This window comes from Saccharomonospora cyanea NA-134 (assembly GCF_000244975.1).
Classification (GTDB): domain Bacteria; phylum Actinomycetota; class Actinomycetes; order Mycobacteriales; family Pseudonocardiaceae; genus Saccharomonospora; species Saccharomonospora cyanea.
In genome coordinates this window covers 612,002-628,576 of record NZ_CM001440.1, presented here as the reverse complement: position 1 = coordinate 628,576, position 16,575 = coordinate 612,002, and the positions used below count along the sequence as shown (strand labels likewise).

At 69.9% G+C, this 16,575-nt stretch carries 8 protein-coding genes; 1 reads left to right on the top strand and 7 read right to left on the bottom strand.

Annotated features, from left to right (window positions below):
• Nucleotides 1-7: 7 nt before the first annotated feature.
• Both SACCYDRAFT_RS03105 and SACCYDRAFT_RS03100 read right to left on the bottom strand, forming a co-directional pair.
• On the bottom strand, nucleotides 8-1,453 hold the full coding sequence (locus SACCYDRAFT_RS03105) for an alpha-amylase (RefSeq protein WP_005453492.1): 1,446 nt from the start codon (nucleotides 1,451-1,453) through the stop codon (nucleotides 8-10).
• 182 nt (nucleotides 1,454-1,635) lie between these two features.
• On the bottom strand, nucleotides 1,636-1,968 hold the full coding sequence (locus SACCYDRAFT_RS03100; RefSeq protein ID WP_005453490.1) for a hypothetical protein: 333 nt from the start codon (nucleotides 1,966-1,968) through the stop codon (nucleotides 1,636-1,638).
• A 254-nt stretch (nucleotides 1,969-2,222) separates the two neighbouring features.
• On the opposite strand from SACCYDRAFT_RS03100, the gene SACCYDRAFT_RS03095 reads away from it, so the two are divergent.
• Nucleotides 2,223-2,729 (top strand): hypothetical protein, encoded by a 507-nt coding sequence (locus tag SACCYDRAFT_RS03095; protein WP_005453488.1) that lies wholly within the window; start codon nucleotides 2,223-2,225, stop codon nucleotides 2,727-2,729.
• Nucleotides 2,730-2,741: 12 nt separating this feature from the next.
• Here SACCYDRAFT_RS03095 and SACCYDRAFT_RS03090 read toward each other — a convergent pair whose 3' ends face one another.
• Genes SACCYDRAFT_RS03090 through pglX form a run of 5 tightly spaced genes read right to left on the bottom strand, consistent with a single transcriptional unit; the run spans nucleotide 2,742 to nucleotide 16,488 of the window.
• Entirely contained in the window at nucleotides 2,742-4,853 is a 2,112-nt protein-coding gene (locus SACCYDRAFT_RS03090) for a DEAD/DEAH box helicase (protein WP_005453487.1), read from the bottom strand.
• Nucleotides 4,850-6,175 (bottom strand): BREX system ATP-binding protein BrxD, encoded by a 1,326-nt coding sequence (gene brxD / locus SACCYDRAFT_RS03085; protein WP_005453486.1) that lies wholly within the window; start codon nucleotides 6,173-6,175, stop codon nucleotides 4,850-4,852. The genes SACCYDRAFT_RS03090 and brxD overlap by 4 nt, the downstream gene beginning before the upstream one ends.
• A gap of 22 nt (nucleotides 6,176-6,197) precedes the next feature.
• Nucleotides 6,198-8,951, bottom strand: a complete 2,754-nt coding sequence (pglZ, locus tag SACCYDRAFT_RS03080) for a BREX-2 system phosphatase PglZ (RefSeq protein ID WP_005453485.1) — start codon at nucleotides 8,949-8,951, stop codon at nucleotides 6,198-6,200.
• Complete coding sequence (locus tag SACCYDRAFT_RS03075) at nucleotides 8,948-12,829, bottom strand: hypothetical protein (RefSeq protein ID WP_005453484.1); 3,882 nt, start codon at nucleotides 12,827-12,829, stop codon at nucleotides 8,948-8,950. The genes pglZ and SACCYDRAFT_RS03075 overlap by 4 nt, the downstream gene beginning before the upstream one ends.
• Entirely contained in the window at nucleotides 12,826-16,488 is a 3,663-nt protein-coding gene (gene pglX, locus SACCYDRAFT_RS03070; protein ID WP_005453483.1) for a BREX-2 system adenine-specific DNA-methyltransferase PglX, read from the bottom strand. Before pglX ends, SACCYDRAFT_RS03075 begins: the two co-directional genes overlap by 4 nt.
• Nucleotides 16,489-16,575 lie beyond the last annotated feature (87 nt).

Below are 16,575 nucleotides of genomic sequence, written 5' to 3'. Positions count from 1 at the left end.
GTCGGGGTCAGCCCACCCGCGCGCCGGCGTGGAGTGCCAGGCCGTCGTGGGCCCCGATGTCGGCGCGGAACCAGCCGTCGGCGTTCACCAGGTAGCTGGGGCCGGTGCACCCGCCGTCGACCACGTCACCGTGCAGCACGTCGCAGTACGTGCCCTCGGGAAGCGCCGTGTGGAAGGACCGCCCGGTCACGGCCGACGACTCGTCGTTGACGACCACGTATCCCTTGTCGCCCCGGCCGAAGGCGATGGTGTCGTTCCCGTTGTCCCACCACCGCACCACCGGCTCGCCACGCACCTCGTTGTGGAAGGCGACCATGTTGCGGATGGGCTGCCAGTCGTGTTCGCACTGCCACGCCGCCGAGCCGCAGGCCGCGTCGGTGGTGTTCCCGGCTGCGTCACTGGGCGGGCCGGCGTCGTAGTCGGAGAAGGTGTAGCTGCTCATCACCTTGGGCGTGCCGACAGGCCAGGCCAGCATGAAGGCGTTGGCCAGCGAGTAGCGCGCGCCGTCGCGGTAGGTCATGGTCTCACCGCCGCGCTGGCTGTCGTGGTTGTCGACGAAGACGATCACCTGCTCCGACGGCACGGCGGTGCCGAAGTCGCGCAGGTACGCCAGCTTCTCGGAGTTGAAGATCTTCGCCAGGTCGCGGGCGTAGCGCTGGTCGTAGACGTCGCCGTTGCCGAGGTACTCCTCCGGGGTGATCGGCTCGCCCTCGCCGTAGAGCACCTCCTGGTAGACGTAGGCGGGGCGGTCGAGCCTGCTCACCAGTGCGGCGACGTCGGTGGCGGGCATGTGCTTGGCCGCGTCGACGCGGAACCCGTCCACGCCGAGCGAGAGCAGGTCGTTGAGGTAGGCGCCGATCCGGTCGCGGACGTACTCGGAGCCGGTGTCGAGGTCGGCGAGGTTGACGAGCTCGCAGTTCTGCACCTCGTACCGGTCGCGGTAGTTCACGATGTCGTCGTTGCCGTTGCGACCGCAGTGGTGGAAGTCGCCGTGGCCGTATCCCGCCTCGGGGTAGGAGTAGTGGCAGTACCGTGAGCCCGCGCTTCCGGTGCCGCACTCCTCCTGGCCGGTCATGTGGTTGACGACCGCGTCGACGTAGACCTTGACGCCGGCGTCGTGGCAGGTGCGGACCATGTCGGCGAACTCGGCGCGCGTGCCACGCCGGGTGGAGTCGATGCGGTAGGAGACGGGCTGGTAGTCCTGCCACCACGGGTGTCCCTGGTCGCGGAGGACGACGTGCTCCGCGGGCGGGGACACCTGGACCGCGCCGTAGCCGTCGGGGCCGAGCTGGTCGCGGCAGGCGGTGGCGACACTGTTCCAGTTCCACTGGAACAACGTCGCGATGACGTCGCGTTCGCCGGGTGGGGCGGCGTCAGCCGGTGGCGTGGCCGCCAGGGGCGCGGTGAGCAGCGCGGCCACCAGCACGACCGCACCGAACACACGTTGGAACATCGTCGAACCTCCGTGCTCGTGTGATGTGACGGGCCACCGGTGGTTCGGACATGAGAGCCGAACCGCGTCGACGATGTCAAGAAACTTGCAGAAACTTACGAAACCCACGGAGGAGCAAGGCTTTCACCTGCTCCGATGCGCGGAGCTCTTGCAAAGATCAGCCGGTGAAACCGGGCGCCGCGTCAGTCCGCGGTGGCGACTCCGGTCGGGACGACGGTGGCCTCGCGGCCCGCTTCGACCGGCACGGCGGCCGGCTCCGGCTCCGCGGCCGCCGCAAGGCGGTTCTTCCTCCGCTGGCGCAGCACACCGGCCGCCATACCCAGCACGCCGATGATCACCGCGACAAGACCTACCGGCCCGAGCAGCCCGAACGTCATCGCGTTCGGCTCCGCCTGCACCGCCGCGGCCGTGCCCTGACCCGCGAGCAGCGTCGCGACCGCCAGGCCGGTGACGACAGCCGAGCCGCGAAGCGCGCGCACGGACGAGCGAAACGACGTCCTGTCTGGGTTGCGCACCGGGGTGCCTCCCACCATGTCTGTTCGACTGATCAGCGCAAGCGCTCACCATGCAGTGTGAACGTCGCCAGATGGACGCTACCGAGCGTGTCAAGCTCGGAGCCCACAGGCGCGGGTGAGACTAGCGTTCCGCCAACACGGCCCCGGCACGGGGGTCGATCACGGAGAGACAACAACCTCGCATCGTCCGAAAGGCACGGGATAACGGCAGCGGCGGCGAATCGGACACCTCCCGGGAAGGGAGATCATCAACAATGAAACGTCTGTCCCGATCGGCTGCCGTCGCGGCCGGTCTCGCTCTGCTCGCCGCGTGCTCCTCCAACGACGGACCGGCCACGCTGACCGAAGGCGTGTACCACTCCATGGAGTTCGGCGAGCCCGCCGCTCTCGGCCCCGTGGACGGCTCCGAAGAACAGGAGGGGGTGGTGTTCACCGTGGCGGAGCCGGGGCAGCCTCCCGCCTGTAATTACGGGGACGCCAACCTCCGCATCCGCGTGGACGTCACGACCGGCAGTGACCCGTACTACGTCAACCAACTCGAAGGCCTCTTCCTCGGTGACAGCTTCGCGGTCGAGCGCGACAGCGGATACGTCTCGCCCGCCCAGACCAACACCTCCTGCGGCTCAGGTCTGCTCGGAACCGAGTTCGAGACCAACGAGAAGTACACCCTCGACATCGACCTCGACGCGACGTTCGACTCCGGCGCGCTCGTCCTCACCTCGCCGCGCGTCCCGGACTCCGGCTGGAAGTGGGAGTTCTGAGCACCCGGCCGCTCAGCCGAGGACGGTGAACCGCACGGGCTCGGCGAGCACCTGTGCCGCCGCGTCGAGGTCGGCCAGGCGCGCGGCCAGGGTCGCCGTGGCCAACCGGGGCGGAAGCGCGGCGCTGAACTTCAGCCCGGCGAGAGCCCGCTCGTCGACCTCCGGGAGACACAGCCGGTCCGGGACACCCGCGGTGGCCGCCCGCCACATCCGGGGAGTGAGATCGTCACGCAGCCGGATCGACAGGTCGTCGAACCGCCCGTCGATCACCGCTCCCAGGGAGGCCGCGAGCGTGGCGTTGGCCTTGCGCCCCGCCCAGGTCCACCAGCGCACATCCGCCTCCGCGCCTCCGGTCCGGGTCACCACCAGCCCGTCGAGGGCGACGGTCGGGCCCCATTCCTCCCGCAGTGCCGCCAGTGTCCGCGTCGCACGTTGTGTCAGCTTCACCGGCGGTGTGGCGCCTAGCAGCACATCGCGGGCCGCGCGCGCGAGAGCGTGGCCTCGACCCTCCGTGCCGGGTGAGTGCCAGCGCGCCTTGCCACGCAGGTCGGTCTCCTCCACGAAGCACCGTCGACGCTTCCAGTCGATCCACGTCACTTTCCAACTCCGGCCGCCGAGTAGCAGTACGCGGGGGCCTTCCACCCGTTCTGTCAGCAGCGCCGGATCGGTCTGCCCGATCTCCTGGCGTCCGGCCAGCACGGTGAACTGCGGTGGTGCGGTGAACACGGCCGTCATGTCCATGAAGTTCCGGCGTCCGAACCGGCGTTCGGCTTCCGGACCGATGAACAACAGCTCGCCGTCCCGGTCGAGATAGCCTTGCTCGATCAGGTGCCGCACCATGGGTTCCGCACCGCTGTCGAACGGCGCGAGCCCGTTCCACGCCCCAGTCCACAACCGGCTGCCCACGGTGTGCTCCTGCAGACACAGTGCCAGCACTTGCTGGGCGACGATGTGTCGCGGTTCCGGCGGGGCTTCGACGGGTTCCACGTAGCCACGGCCCCACAGTTCCAGCAGCGCCGCCGCCCACAACAGCGCCCGCTGGGAGAGTGCGAGGAACAGGCAGTTGCGCACGCTGCCCGGACGCCGCCCGGTGCGGCCGAGCCGTTGCAGGAACGACGCTACGGTGGTGGGCGCGTCGAGCTGGATGACCCGGTCGAGATCGCCGACGTCGATGCCGAGTTCCAACGTGGACGTGGAGACGATGACGCAGTCACGGGCCTCGGCGAAGGCCGCCTCGGCACGGCGTCGCTCGTCGACCGACAGCGAGGCGTGGGACAGGAACGTGGTGACACCACGCATGCGCAGTGCCGCACCGAGCTGTTCGACGAGGCGGCGCGAGTCGCAGAACACGAGCCGTTTCTCGCCTCGGTGCAATGTGGAGATCACGGTGGCGGCGTTGTCGACGGACCCGACGTAGTCCAGTTCGATGTCCCCGTCCTGTGCCCTGTTCGGGGTCGCCGCGACTCCGGGGGCGACGACGGTCGCAGGCCGGGAGTCCTTTCCCGCCCCCTGCAACCAGGCCAGCAGGTGTTCTGGGTTGCCGACCGTGGCCGACAGGCCGATGCGCTGGATGGGCCGCTGCACGAGCACGGTGAGCCGTTCGAGCACGGCCAGCAGATGCCAGCCCCGGTCGTCGCCCGCGAACGCGTGCACCTCGTCCACGACGATCGCCCGCAGGTCGCCGAACTGTCGCTTGTGGTCGACGTTCGCGCTGACCAGCATGGCTTCCACCGATTCCGGCGTGGTCAGCAGCACGTCCGGCGGGTCGGCCAGGATGCGCCGCCGCGCGGCGGCCGTGACGTCGCCGTGCCACAGTTCGACCCGGCGGCCCAGCCAGGCGGCGTAGTCGCGCAGCCGGGGCAGCAGGTTGTTCAGCAGCGCCTTGAGCGGACACACGTACAGCACCGACAGCCCGGTCCAGCCGTGTCGCTCCATCGCGGAGAGCACGGGAAAGCAGGCGGCCTCGGTCTTTCCGCCCGCCGTGGGGGCGAGCAGCAGCGCGTCGTGCCCGTCCATGACGGGGTCGACGGCCTGCCGTTGGAGGGGCCGCAGCGACCGCCAGCCCAGGGTGTTGACCACGTGGTGCACCACCGCCGGATGCAGGCGGTCCAGTGCCTGACTCACGGCAGTTCCAGGTCGACGTCGTCGGCACTCGCCACGGCGTTGCGCTCGACGTCGGTGAGTTCGGTTTCGGTGACCGTGATCGGGTAGTCGCGGCGTGGGTCGAAGTCGGCGAACTCGTCCACGCGGTCGAGCACGTCAGCGACGAGTTTGCGCAGGAACAGCCGGGGTGCGAGGCCGACCTTGCCGCCGAGTTCACCGGTGAGCGCCTGCGCGAGCGTGGCGAGGTAGGCGTCATCCACCACCTCCCGTACGCGCTCGGGGTTGCGGGCCGTTCCCGCGTACAGGTCGCGCACGGTGCGACCGAGTTCACCGAGCCGGTCGAGGTCGAAGCCGGGCAGCCGGAGCTGCACCGCCCGTGGTGAGTCGAAGCGCGGGTCGGTGGAGAAGTCGGTGGCGAGGCGTTGCGCCAGGGGTGGGAGCCGCTGCACGCCCTGCTGCCCGTCGAAGAACGCGGGTGTGCCGGTGAGCACGAGGAACAGTCCGGGGAAGCGGCCCGCGTCGATCTCGTCGACGAGCTGACGTAGCGCGTTGAGGCCCTTCTCGCGCACGTCGCCGCGGACCCGTTGCAGGGTTTCGGTCTCGTCGAGCACGAGCAGCAGTCCGGGGTGCCCGCAGTCGCGCAGCACGGTGAGCAGTCCCTGCAGGAACCCGAGCGCGCCGAAGTGGTCGAGGTCCCCGCGCACGCCCGCCGCGCGCCGGGCGGATGCGGCGACGGACTTCTGCCCGCCCAGCCAGGCGATGAGGGCTTCGGCGGTGGCGGTGTCGCCGTCGGCGAGTGCCTGCCGGTAACCGCGCAGCGCGGCGGCGAACGCGGGTGTCGTGCGCGCCACGTCGACGAGTCGCTGTTCGGCGAGGGTGTCGACGGCGGCGGCGAACGCCGCCGGGTCGTCCTCGGTGACCTCTCCGGCGTCCAGCACGTGTTCTTCGAGGGTGTAGAGCCAGGAGTCGACGACGGCGCGCAGGGCGCTGGGCTGGTGGGTGGCGGTGGTCAGCCGTTCGGTGAGCCGCCGGTAGACGGTTTCCAGCCGGTGCAGCGGGGTCTCGGTCTCGGAGACCTGGATCTCGGAGGTGGCCAGTCCTCGGCGTTTGGCGCGTTCGGCGAGCCAGCGCGCGAAGAAGGTCTTGCCCGACCCGTACTCGCCACGCACGGCGTGGAAGGCCGCACCGCCCCGGGCGACGGTGGCGAGGTCGTCGTCCATGGCGGTGGCGAAGCGGTCGAGACCCACCGCGAGCAGGTCCAGGCCGCTCTGCGGCACGGTGCCCCGACGTAACGCGTTGATCACGTCCCGCCTCCGGGCCTCGCTGACCGCGCTGGTCACCACATCACCTCCGTTGCTCTACGGCTCAGTCCCGGGTGAGTCCGAACTGGAGACACAGGGTGTCGGTGTCCAGGCTCAGCCACTGCCCACCGTCCACGGACAGTACGGGGTAGCCGTCGACGTTGAGCAGTCGTTGCAGGATCGTGGCGAAGAACTCGGGCCCTCGGCTCTTGCGGCCCGCGAGTTCGGCCACGGTGTTCAGCGGTAGCCGGTTGCCCGCTTCGACGAGCGCGTCGACGATCGCCGCGACGACCCTGCGGTCGGGTGCCTTGGGCACGAACGCGCGTTGCCCCGCGTACACCTCCGAGTCCACGACCCGCTGCCCCAGCGACGGCTGTTCGGCGCGGTCGCCGTCGGCGTCCCGCGCCTTCTGGTCGTCCACACCGAACAGCGGTAGCGCGTCGGGCTGCTCCTTCCTCGCGCGGCGGGCGGGCGGTGCCGCCGGTTCGGCCCGTGCCGACTGCGCCTTTGGGGGGGCCGGCTGTTCGGCGCGTCGCTGCCACCACGTCGGCGCCACGCGGTCGGCGGGCAGCAGCTCCCAGCCGTCGGGCAGGGTGTTCAGGGCGGGCAGCAGCACCAGCACCGGCACGGCCAGCTCCGCGAGGGCCACGCCGCCGTGGTAGCCGGCCTTGCGGTTGGTGTAGCGGATGTCCTCCCGCCACGGGACGACCACGCTGCCACCGCCGAGGAGCACGCGGGGCCCGCTCAGTGCGATCTCGCCCTCCCCCGGCTCGCCGACGCGCCAGCGGGCCGATTCGACGTCGTCGACGGGCACCTTCGTGCCGTCGGGCCGGTCGAGCACGTGGCCGTGGTCGGAGACGAGCACGACGGGTCGGCCGTAGTTACGGGCGGCGTCGAGCAGTTCCGGCAGGTAGGTGATGTCGCCGGGTTGCCAGCCGGTGCGGTCGCCTTCCCTACCGTGGTCGAGGGCGGCGTCGATGGTGTTCAGCACCACGCCGACCACGTTCGACTCGTCGGAGAGCGCCGTCAGCAGTTGGTCGGACAGCCGGTGTCCGGCGTCGCCCGCGATGTCGGCCTTGTGGAACAGCAGCCCGGAACCGCCGGGGCGCTTCCAGAACGCGGCGAACCCGTCCTTCTCGACGGTCTGGTCGCCCGCGGTGAGGGTGCCGGTGAGCAGGCTGGGGCGGCTGGCCCGGGTGACCGAGGGGACGGCCGACACCGCGGCGATGCGCCTGGCCTTCGGGGAGGCCTCCAGCCACGTGCGTTGGGTGAGTTGCTCGGCGAGGTCGGCGGCGACGGCTCCGCTCATGCCGTCGAGCACCACGATCACCGGTGCCTTCTGGCGTGCCAGCGGCACCACCACCTCGTGGAGCACCCGCTCGATGAGCAGGCACCCGCCGGGGTCGTCGATGCTCGCGTGTCTGGTCCAGTTCGGCAGGTGGGCGGCGAACGTCTCGTCGAGGGTGGCGCGGCGTTCGCGCACCGCCCGGAACACCGCCTGATACGCCCGGCCCAGCACGGGATCGCCGGCGGGGTCTCCCGCCCACAGCGTGGTCAGCGCGCGGTCCACCCACGCCCATTCGGTGCTGTATCGCCGGATCGCGTCGGCCACCGAGGAGGGTTCGGGCGCGGGGTGAGCGAGCCAGCGGACCAGCCGCACGGCCATGTCCACCGCCCGCATCCGCTCGCCCGCCAGCCTGGCGAGGTGGTGGGTGCGCAGCGCACCGAGGGCGTCCTCGGCCGCGTCCAGCTTCCCCGTCCCGTCGAGGGCGGCGATGAGCGCGGTGGCGAGGTCGTGCAGCCGCGCGGTGAACGCCGAGGGCAGGAACCGGTTGCCCGCCAGCTCGGCGGTCAGCCCCGCCGTGGCGGCCAGCTCCTCCGCCCTGCGGGTCACGGCGAGCACCTTCTCCCGCGCGCCTACGCTGTTCCTGCCGCCGGACTCGGCTTCGCTGACCCAGCGTTCCAGCGCCCCCTCCACCGCCTCGGTGAACGCTCCGAGCTGCTCCGGCCGCACCCCGCCCAGCAGTCCGCCGAAGGCCAGGGCCGCCGCGGGGGAGGCGTTCTCCCCGACGGCGGCGGTGCCGACGATGCCGAGCGGCATGGCGTCGGCCGCGCGTCCTTCGGCGGCCAGGCGCAGCAGCAACCCGGCGGCGTCGCCGACGGTGTGGGTGAGCCAGTCGGTGAGCCCGTCGCGTTCGGCTGCGGGCAGCGCGGCGAACCGGGTGGTGCCCGCGACGTCGAGGGAGAAGTCGAGCAGCGTGCCGATGTCCACGGCGTCCTCGCCGAGCGCGGCGCGCCCGAGCCGCACGCCGATCAGGGCGTGGATGGCCCGGTCGCGGGTGAGCACCGAGCCGGTGCGGGGCCAGCCTTCGACCGGTTCGGCGTCCAGCAGGGCGTCGACGAGCCAGTGCTCCCGGCGGATGCGCGGGTCGACGTCCCGTGCGCCGAACCGCTGGGCGATGATCTGCGCCCGGTCCACCGACAGCACCCGCCGCTGCACGGCGTAGGCGAGCAGGTCCCAGCCGAACTGGTGGTCCTCGACGCCGGTGGTCACGACCAGCAGTGTGTCGGCTGTGTCGGTCTCGGAGCCGTGCTCACGCTGGTGGTCCTGCCAGGCCTCCAGCACCCCCAGCAGGGAGTGCCGGTCGGCGACGTGGACGCGGCAGCGGCATTCCTTCGTCCGGATGCCGAACTCCCGATCGCCGCCGTCGGCGTAGCGGCCGTGGACGAGCAGGAGCCGCCGCCCGTTCGCCTCGGGCAGCCAGTGTTCGACCAGCGCCTCCAGCATCCGCCGGTCGACCTCGGGCGGTGCGCTCATCCCGCGCTGTCCTCTCCGCCGACCGTCCGCCACACGACCTCGATCTCCGCCCCGGGGTGTTCGCGGGCGTAGTCGCGGATCTCGGCGCGCACTCCGTCGAGCAGCGCGGCGAGTTCACCCTCCGCGGCCCCGGCCCGCACCCGTCGCGGTGCCCGGCGCGGTGCGGATTCCCGCCTGCTGACGGCGGGTTGTCCGTTGTCGGTGAGGCTCACCGTGTCGGCACCGGCCTGCCCGTCCGGCGGGCTCGGCCGCTCTCCGGTCTTCTCGGGGACCGGTTCCGGAGCCTTCTCCGGGGCGGGGCCGGGGTTGACCACGGCGGCGAGCCGGGCGGCTTCGCTGACCAGCGCCACGGCCTTGGAGCCGAGTTCGGTGAGCACGGGCGCGAGCCGGCGGGTGAACTCGTCGGCCTCGGCGGTGTGGGCGAGTTCGTCGAGCAGCGCGTCGGCGCGGTTGCCGATGAGGTCGCCGCGGCCCGCGAAGCCGCGCACCGACGCCACCAGCGACCACTCGACGTCGCGCAGCGCGTCGGCCAGCTTGGGCGCGGCCGTCATGGTGGTGGCGAGCACGGTGTCGGCGGTGTCGTAGTTCGCCCGCGCGAGCCGGTTGACGAGGTCGGTGTCGTCCGTGGCGGCGGACAGCGCGGCGAGCAGGTCGGCGGCGTCGCGGGTGGCCACGACCCGGCGCGCGTCGGGCCTGCCCGCGAGGCCGAGCGCGTCGGCGTGCCGGTCCAGCATCCGCCGCACGCCGTTGACGGGCGTTTCGAGTTCGGCGACCTTGGCGCGCACGCCTTCGGCGAGCCGGTTGATGTTGCGGGCGAACCGCGTGTCGGGCACGACGACGCCGAACAGCGCGGCGGCCCGTTCGCGGGCGGTGGCGAACTCGGCGGCCTCGGGCAGTCGCTGGGCGCGCAGCGCGTGGCCGGGCCCGATCTTGTCCAACTCGGGCGGTTGCCGCAGCACGGAGCCGTGCAGGGTCCAGGTGCGGTCGGCCAGCAGCGCGTAGGTGGCGATGACCAGGTTCACCACGAGCTTGTCGAGCCCGGTGTAGCCGGCCTCGGTGATCCACGAGCGGATGTCCTCCACGCGCAGGTCGCCGGTCACGCCGCGCTGGGTGGCGGCCTGCTCGATGCGGCGCCGCCATTCGGTGGAGACGTTGAGCGGCCCGTCGCTGACCTCGCCGAGTTCCAGGGGATGCACGATGCGGCGCACGAGGGCGAGGTGGTTGCGGTCGACCACCACGCGGCGGCTGCCGTCCTCCATGGCCTTGGTGATCCAGTCGTAGACGGTGCGCAGTTCCCCGGCGGTGACGGCCTTGCGGTTGCCGTTCGGGTCGAAGTTCGGGTGCTTCGGGTACAGCTTGTCGAACAGGCTGTCGGCGAGGGCCAGCGCGTTGTACTGGAAGCCGGCGCCTCCGGCGAGCCGGGGCTGGTGGCCGGGGTGCAGCGACATCACGTGCCCGTCCTCGCCGACGGGTGCGCCGATGGTGGTGTCGTCGCCGCCCGCGATGCCGTAGAGCTGGCGCAGCGAGGCGGTGAGCTGGCTTTCCAGGGTGTCGCGCTGGGCTTCGAGCTGGTGGCGGATCTTGACGCGTTCGTCGGCGGAGCGGTTGCCCGCGTAGTCGTCGAGCCGGTCGCGCTCCAGCAGATAGTTGATCTTCAGTAGGCGGCCGAGCTGGGCGGACTTCTGCGCGGAGAAGAAGTGCGGCAACCACACGACGGTGGCGGCGGTGACGTCGTTCCTGCGCATCCGGTGGATGCGTTCGGCGTCGTGGCGGGGCGTGTAGTCGCCGGTGTCGTCGAACGGGTAGTCGAGCACGAACCGGATGCGGCCGGGCGTGCTGGGCAGGAACTGCGCGTCGGGCAGCTCGTGTTCGTCGCGCACGTTGGCGAACACGAACTCGGCGGTGCGCCGGGTGCCCTTCCAGACGATCTCCTTCTCGCACACGAAGTCGTCGGTGTACTTGATGCCGAGTTCGCTCCAGAGCTGCTGCCGCAGCCAGAGGCGGCGGGCTCCGACGGTGTCGCGTTCGCCGACGGCGTCGAGATACGGCTCGACGTCCAAGTCGGACAGTTGCAGCCGGAACACGGGGTCCTCGTCGCCTTCGTGGCGCAGTTCGCCGAACTCGGCCTGTAGCTCGCGCAGCCGGGTGACGGCCAGCGATCCGGCTGAGACGGTGCGGGCGCGCAGCGACCCGTGGTTGAGCGCGGCGAGCCTGCCGCCGGTGAGCCGGGTGAGCGCGGGCACCTGCGGCGCGAGCGCGGCGAGGATCAGGGTTTTGACGAGCCGGTCGGTGGCGCGGAACTGCTGGGTGTGTTCGCCGTGGCGGTCGACGAGCCAGGCGCGGGCCTTGGCGTAGAAGCGCTGGGCGGCTTCGGCTTCGCGCCGCAGTCGGTCGGTGAAGGCTTCACCCGCGCCGTCGGCGAGCACGTCCCACAGGTCGCCGAGGGGGATGAGTTCGCCGACCTTCATGTCGTCGCGGCGGCGGCGCAGCATCTCCTGCAACAGCTTCAGCCCGGTGCGTTCACGTTGCAGCGCGCCGGAGAGCGCGACGAGCACGTTGAGCAGGGCGGGCGAGAGCGGGTAGACGTCGCGGAAGTCCTGCCAGTCGGCGCCGGTGGCTCCGGCCGAGTCGAGCAGCACGTCGCGGTCGGCCTGCTTGGCCGACTCGATGCCGGCGAACGCGGCGTCGAGGATCTCCCGGCCGCCGGGCCGGGGTTTGAGGACGCGCTCCTTGATGATGGCGGGCAGGTTGCGGTCTTCCAGCGACACGGTGTCGAACCGCCCCGCGAGGTATTCGACCTGCCGTTCGAGTTCCTTGACTTCGGCGCCGGTGACGTCCTCGCCGACGAGTTTGGACAGGTCACGCTGCCGGGAGATGAACGACACGATGGGCAGCACGCGGCTCGCGTCGCCGGATTCGATGAGTTTGACGAGTTTGCTGACCTGGTTGTTGACGAACTGGCGGTCGCTCATGTGGGCCTGCAACCACAGGATCAGCTCGTCGAGGAAGAGGATCAGCCCGTCGTAGCCGAGGTCGCGGGCGTGGCGGGTGATGATCGCCAGCCCGTTCTCCAGCGGCAGGAACGCTTCCGCGTCGCCGGTAGCTCCGCGGACGTAGGAGGACATGGGCCCGGACAGCAGGGCCTGCACGAGCCGGTCGCGCACGGGGTCACCGGCGGGCGCGGTGAACGCGCGGTCGAGCTGCTCGCCGGTCCACCCGGTGTCCCCGAGGTCCGCGCCTTCGGCGGCCGGGCCGAGGTCGAGGTCGAGATCGTCGTCGTCCTCGTCGTCGACGCCGGAACCAGCGGGGGCCGGGGTGGTGGCGCCGATGCTGAGCCAGTCGACGAACGCGGCGTCGCCTCTGGCTTCGCGGTAGCGGCGGGCGTCGTCGAGCATCGCGTCCGCCCGGTACACGGCCGGGGTGGGCTGGTCGGGGTGCAGGGCGCGGACGGTGTTGACGTAGCCGCCGAGGATGGCGGAGTCGAGGTCGGTGGCGCCCACGAGGTGGTAGGGCACCATGAGGAACTTCTTGCCGCGCAGCCAGTCGTCGTGGTCGGCGATGACGGGTTGCAGGCCGGGTTTGGCGCGGGCGGCGGGGTGGTTGTTGAGCACGGCGTGCAGCACGGTGAGGAAGTGGCTCTTACCGGAGCCGAACGAGCCGTGCAGGTAGGCGGCGTGGGAGCTGCCGTCGCGCACGGCGGCGCGCACGATGCCGAGTGCTTTGTCGAAGGCGCCCCGGAGTTGGTCGGTGACGACGTATTCGGCGACGCGGGCTTCGGTGGCGGTGAAGCCTCCGGTGAGTTCGACCTTGAAGTCCCCGGCGTGGACGGATTCGGGGATGTCGAGGACGTCGCGCAGGTACACCTCGTTCGTGCTCACTGCTGGGTTTCCTTCGTTGCGCTGCGGCGGCCCCGGCGGGTGGGGGCGGGTCGCCAGTTGGTCAGGTCGGCTTCGGTGAGCTGGTGGGTGGTGCGTTGTTCGTCGAGGAACGCCTGGTATTCGTCGGCGGGCACGCCTTCCCATTCGTCGTCGTAGTCGCCGTGCCACTGCCGCACCCACGGCATCAGTTCGGCGAGTCCGGCGATGAGCGGGGTGAGCCGGTCGGTTTCCCAGCCCGCGTCGGCGGTGCGGTCGTTGACGAGGTTGACCAGCGCTTGGGCCTGGTCCTTGTGGTCCCATCCGGCCCAGCCGAGCAGCAGGCTGGGGTCGGCGTCGGGGGACGCGCCAGGATAGGAGACGAACCGTTCCTTGGGCACGTCGAGTTTGCCTCGGTGGGTCCAGTAGCTGGTCTTGCGGAAGTCGGCGGAGGTGTATTTCGGGGGTACGGGGATGTCGAGCCGCTGCCCCGTGCGGTCCTCTTCGCGCTGCTTCTCCCACACCTCTTCCCATTGGGCGCGTTTGCGCAGGCCGCTGTCCTTGTAGCGCAGCGCGGCGAGGTAGGGGACGTGCTGGTCGGCGATGATCGTTTCCAGCACGCGCGCGAGCGGCAGGTCGGGTTTGCCGAGGTGGTCGCTGGCATAGAGGGCGGCGACGGCGTGCATGTCGGCGTCGTCGCGGAACTGATCGGCGAGCTGGTTGACGGTGAGCGTGCGGGGCTGGGAGAACCCGTCGCGCAACCCGTACCACAGGTCTCGCCGCTCACACCGGTCGAGCAGCCACGTGCGCAGCGCGTCGGCTTCCTTGCGCTCCCACGTCTCGGAGGCCCACCGCCGCTTGCACTCGGGCCGCTCGATGAGGCCGATGTCGCGCCGCTTTTCGATGACGTCGATGCGCGCCTGGACGATTTGCCGGCACCAGTCGGGCCAGTGCGCGGGGATCTCGGTGACGGGCGGGAATTTGTGGTTATGGTGAGAGAACCACGTTGTGTCCGTCTCCCCTTGCCGCAGTCGGCGGGCGAGCACAATCGCGAATGCTCGCTCACTCGGACCAATCTCGGGCACGGTGTCGAGATCGGGTGCGATGAGCTGGGCGCGCTCGGTGTCGTCGAGCAGGCCGTAGGAGTGGTAGACGGTCCAGTCGAGTTCCTCCTGAAGCGCGATCATGCGTCCCCGGATACGCGCGTGCTCAGCACGGGCAGCGTCAAGCCGCTCGCGAGTCGGCGTACCCACCTCAGCGACGGCCGAGGGTTCGTGAGCGGCGAGGTCCTGGGCCAGCGAATCCAGCGCCCGCCCCAACTCCAACGGCAGCACAGCAGGAAGGGGAAACTCCTGAAGCTTGGTGCCAGTGAACTCGAATCGGTGCTCCCAAGGCTCATCGGCCCCTGTCTGCTCAGCTCCCGGCCGCCCCTTGTTGTGGCTCACCTGCTTGAGCCAGAAACAGGCCGTGGACGAGTTGAGCACCCCAAGCAACTCCAAATGCTCGTCCTCACCAGCCCCCTCCGGCAACTTAATCACCGGCGCCGACTGCTTGAAGACCTTCCCACCCCGATCCAACACGAAGTGGTTGTGCGTAGCCACGAACGCGAATGGAATCCCAAGGGGAACGGAAAACCTTTCTGGGTGCCACCGACTCCATTCGTACCAAGTCAAGCCTATTTCCTCGTGAGTCCCTCCGGGCTCACGGCGTTCACGCAAGTGCGCGCGATGCATCCATAGGTGCTTATAAGTAGGCAGGTCCTTAAGATCTGCGCGAAGGTCTGCGCCATACGGGAAAACAGCCTCCGTCACAAGAGGTAGAGACCAGTCCCGAACACTGTCTCCTTCAACCAGGGTCGCTACTCTTTCATCCGGAAGGCCCAGTCGAGCCCACGTACCGACCGGAGCAAAGTAGGCTTCATCACTTCCGGTGTGGGTAGTACGCCCAGTCAGCAACAGCACCGTGCCCAAATTCCTCGACGATGCCTCATGCAGGCTTCTTACCAGATCACTCGCTCCCCCTCCCGCCAAAGACCAAGGGTGATTCGAAAAGGAAGAACGCGGGATGTCGTCAGCCGTCACCCATTCGGATTCACTTCCACTACGTGATATTTGCTCAACAATGGCCGACCACACCAACCCTTTCGACGGGTCGGACGGCTGCGCCGGTTCACCTCGCACACCAAGCACCGCACGGACAGGGTCATCGTTTCGCGAAATATGGTTTCGCCCAACCAAGATGACCGTTGGAGTTCCATGCCCAGGAATGTAAGCGCCAGACGTATCGACAACATGCGTGAGATGGACACTAGGAAAGAACCGCTCGATCAAGTTCTTGCCGAACTCACGCTTCATGAACGAGTTTGCAGTAATCTGCCCCACAAATCCGGCGTCTCGATCACTACCGTGAGCACGCAAGGCCAGTTGGAACATGCGCTGCGCGAACGGCACAGACAATGCATATTGCCGTGAGCAGGCGTCATACCGGTCGCGGTAGTTCTGGTTCTCCTGCTTGTCCTTCACCGTGATGTACGGCGGGTTGCCCACCACCACGTGGTACGAGCCCTTGCCGAGCAGGTCGCAGGAGCGTATGTACTCGTCGATGTCCTCGGTGGCGTAGGTGTGCGGCTCCTCCAGCGCGAACAGCTCGCCCTGGATGCCGGGCGCGCCCCGGCCGTGCATGAGGGAGTCGCCGACCGCGATGTTGATCGGGAACCGCGGCGCCTGGTCGAGCCGGATCGCGTTCGCCTCGCGCAGCACCGCCACCAGCATCCGGAACCGGGCGATGGACGCGGCGAACGGGTTCTTGTCGCAGCCGTGTACCGAGCCGAGCGTGCGCTGGATCAGCTCCCACTCATCCGTGCCCGGCTCCGCCTCCCGCCACTTCGCCAGCACCCGCCGGAACAGCCCCAGCAGGAAGTGCCCCGACCCACACGCCGGGTCGATCGTGCGCAGGTCTTTGAGCCCGAATTCCTCGACGGCCGGTTCGAGCGTGAGGTCGAGGATGAACTCCTCCACGAACTCCGGCGTCTGCAGCAGCGCATACGTCTTGCGCGCGTGCTCCGACAGGTCCTGGTACAGATCGCCGAGGAAGCGCGTGTCCCATTCGGGGTCGGTGAAGTCGTAGCGGATCTCGCCGTCGTCGCCGCGCCGCCGCCAGAACTGCAACAGCGCCGTCGCCGCCTCGAACGACGGCGTGATCTCCCACAGCGGGTTGAACCGCGCGTCGAACAGCCCCGCCGCCGTCGGGTGTGCCTCCGCCAGGTGATTGAAGGCCGCGACGATCCAGTCGCGGTCGTTGTCCTGCGGGTGCTCGCGGAAGTACGCCTCGTGCCGCTCCTCCGCGTCCGCCAGCCGCTCCCCCGGCCCCGCGAGGAACGGCCACTGGATCAGCCCGTTGTCCTCACAGAACCGCACGAACACCGTGCCCAGCACCCACGCCGCAGCCACCTGCGTCACCCGCTGGTCGAGCCACGACTCCCACGTCGCCGCCGTGCGTTCCCGCTTGCGCGCCTCGTCGTATTCGGCGCGCAGCGGGGTGTGGAACTCCGACACCTCCTGGGCCCGCGCCCGCAAATCGTCTTCGAGCACGGTGACCTGCCTGCGCAGGTCCTTCACCAGCTCACCCAGGTCAGCACCACGCACTGCCACAGTCTGCCGCTCCCCTTTACTCGCCCCGACCATCCGGCACCCCGGCGATGCTAGTAGCGAGGTGCGTGGACAGGACAATTCGGCGACCACATCGCAACGCAGCCGCTACTCAACCCTGCG

Excerpts from the sequence above, each read along its gene's own strand:
- pglX (WP_005453483.1), bottom strand. The coding sequence starts at position 16,488 with ATGGTCGGGGCGAGTAAAGGGGAGCGGCAGACTGTGGCAGTGCGTGGT.
- SACCYDRAFT_RS03095 (WP_005453488.1), top strand. The coding sequence starts at position 2,223 with ATGAAACGTCTGTCCCGATCGGCTGCCGTCGCGGCCGGTCTCGCTCTG.
- pglZ (WP_005453485.1), bottom strand. The coding sequence starts at position 8,951 with ATGAGCGCACCGCCCGAGGTCGACCGGCGGATGCTGGAGGCGCTGGTC.
- SACCYDRAFT_RS03105 (WP_005453492.1), bottom strand. The coding sequence starts at position 1,453 with ATGTTCCAACGTGTGTTCGGTGCGGTCGTGCTGGTGGCCGCGCTGCTC.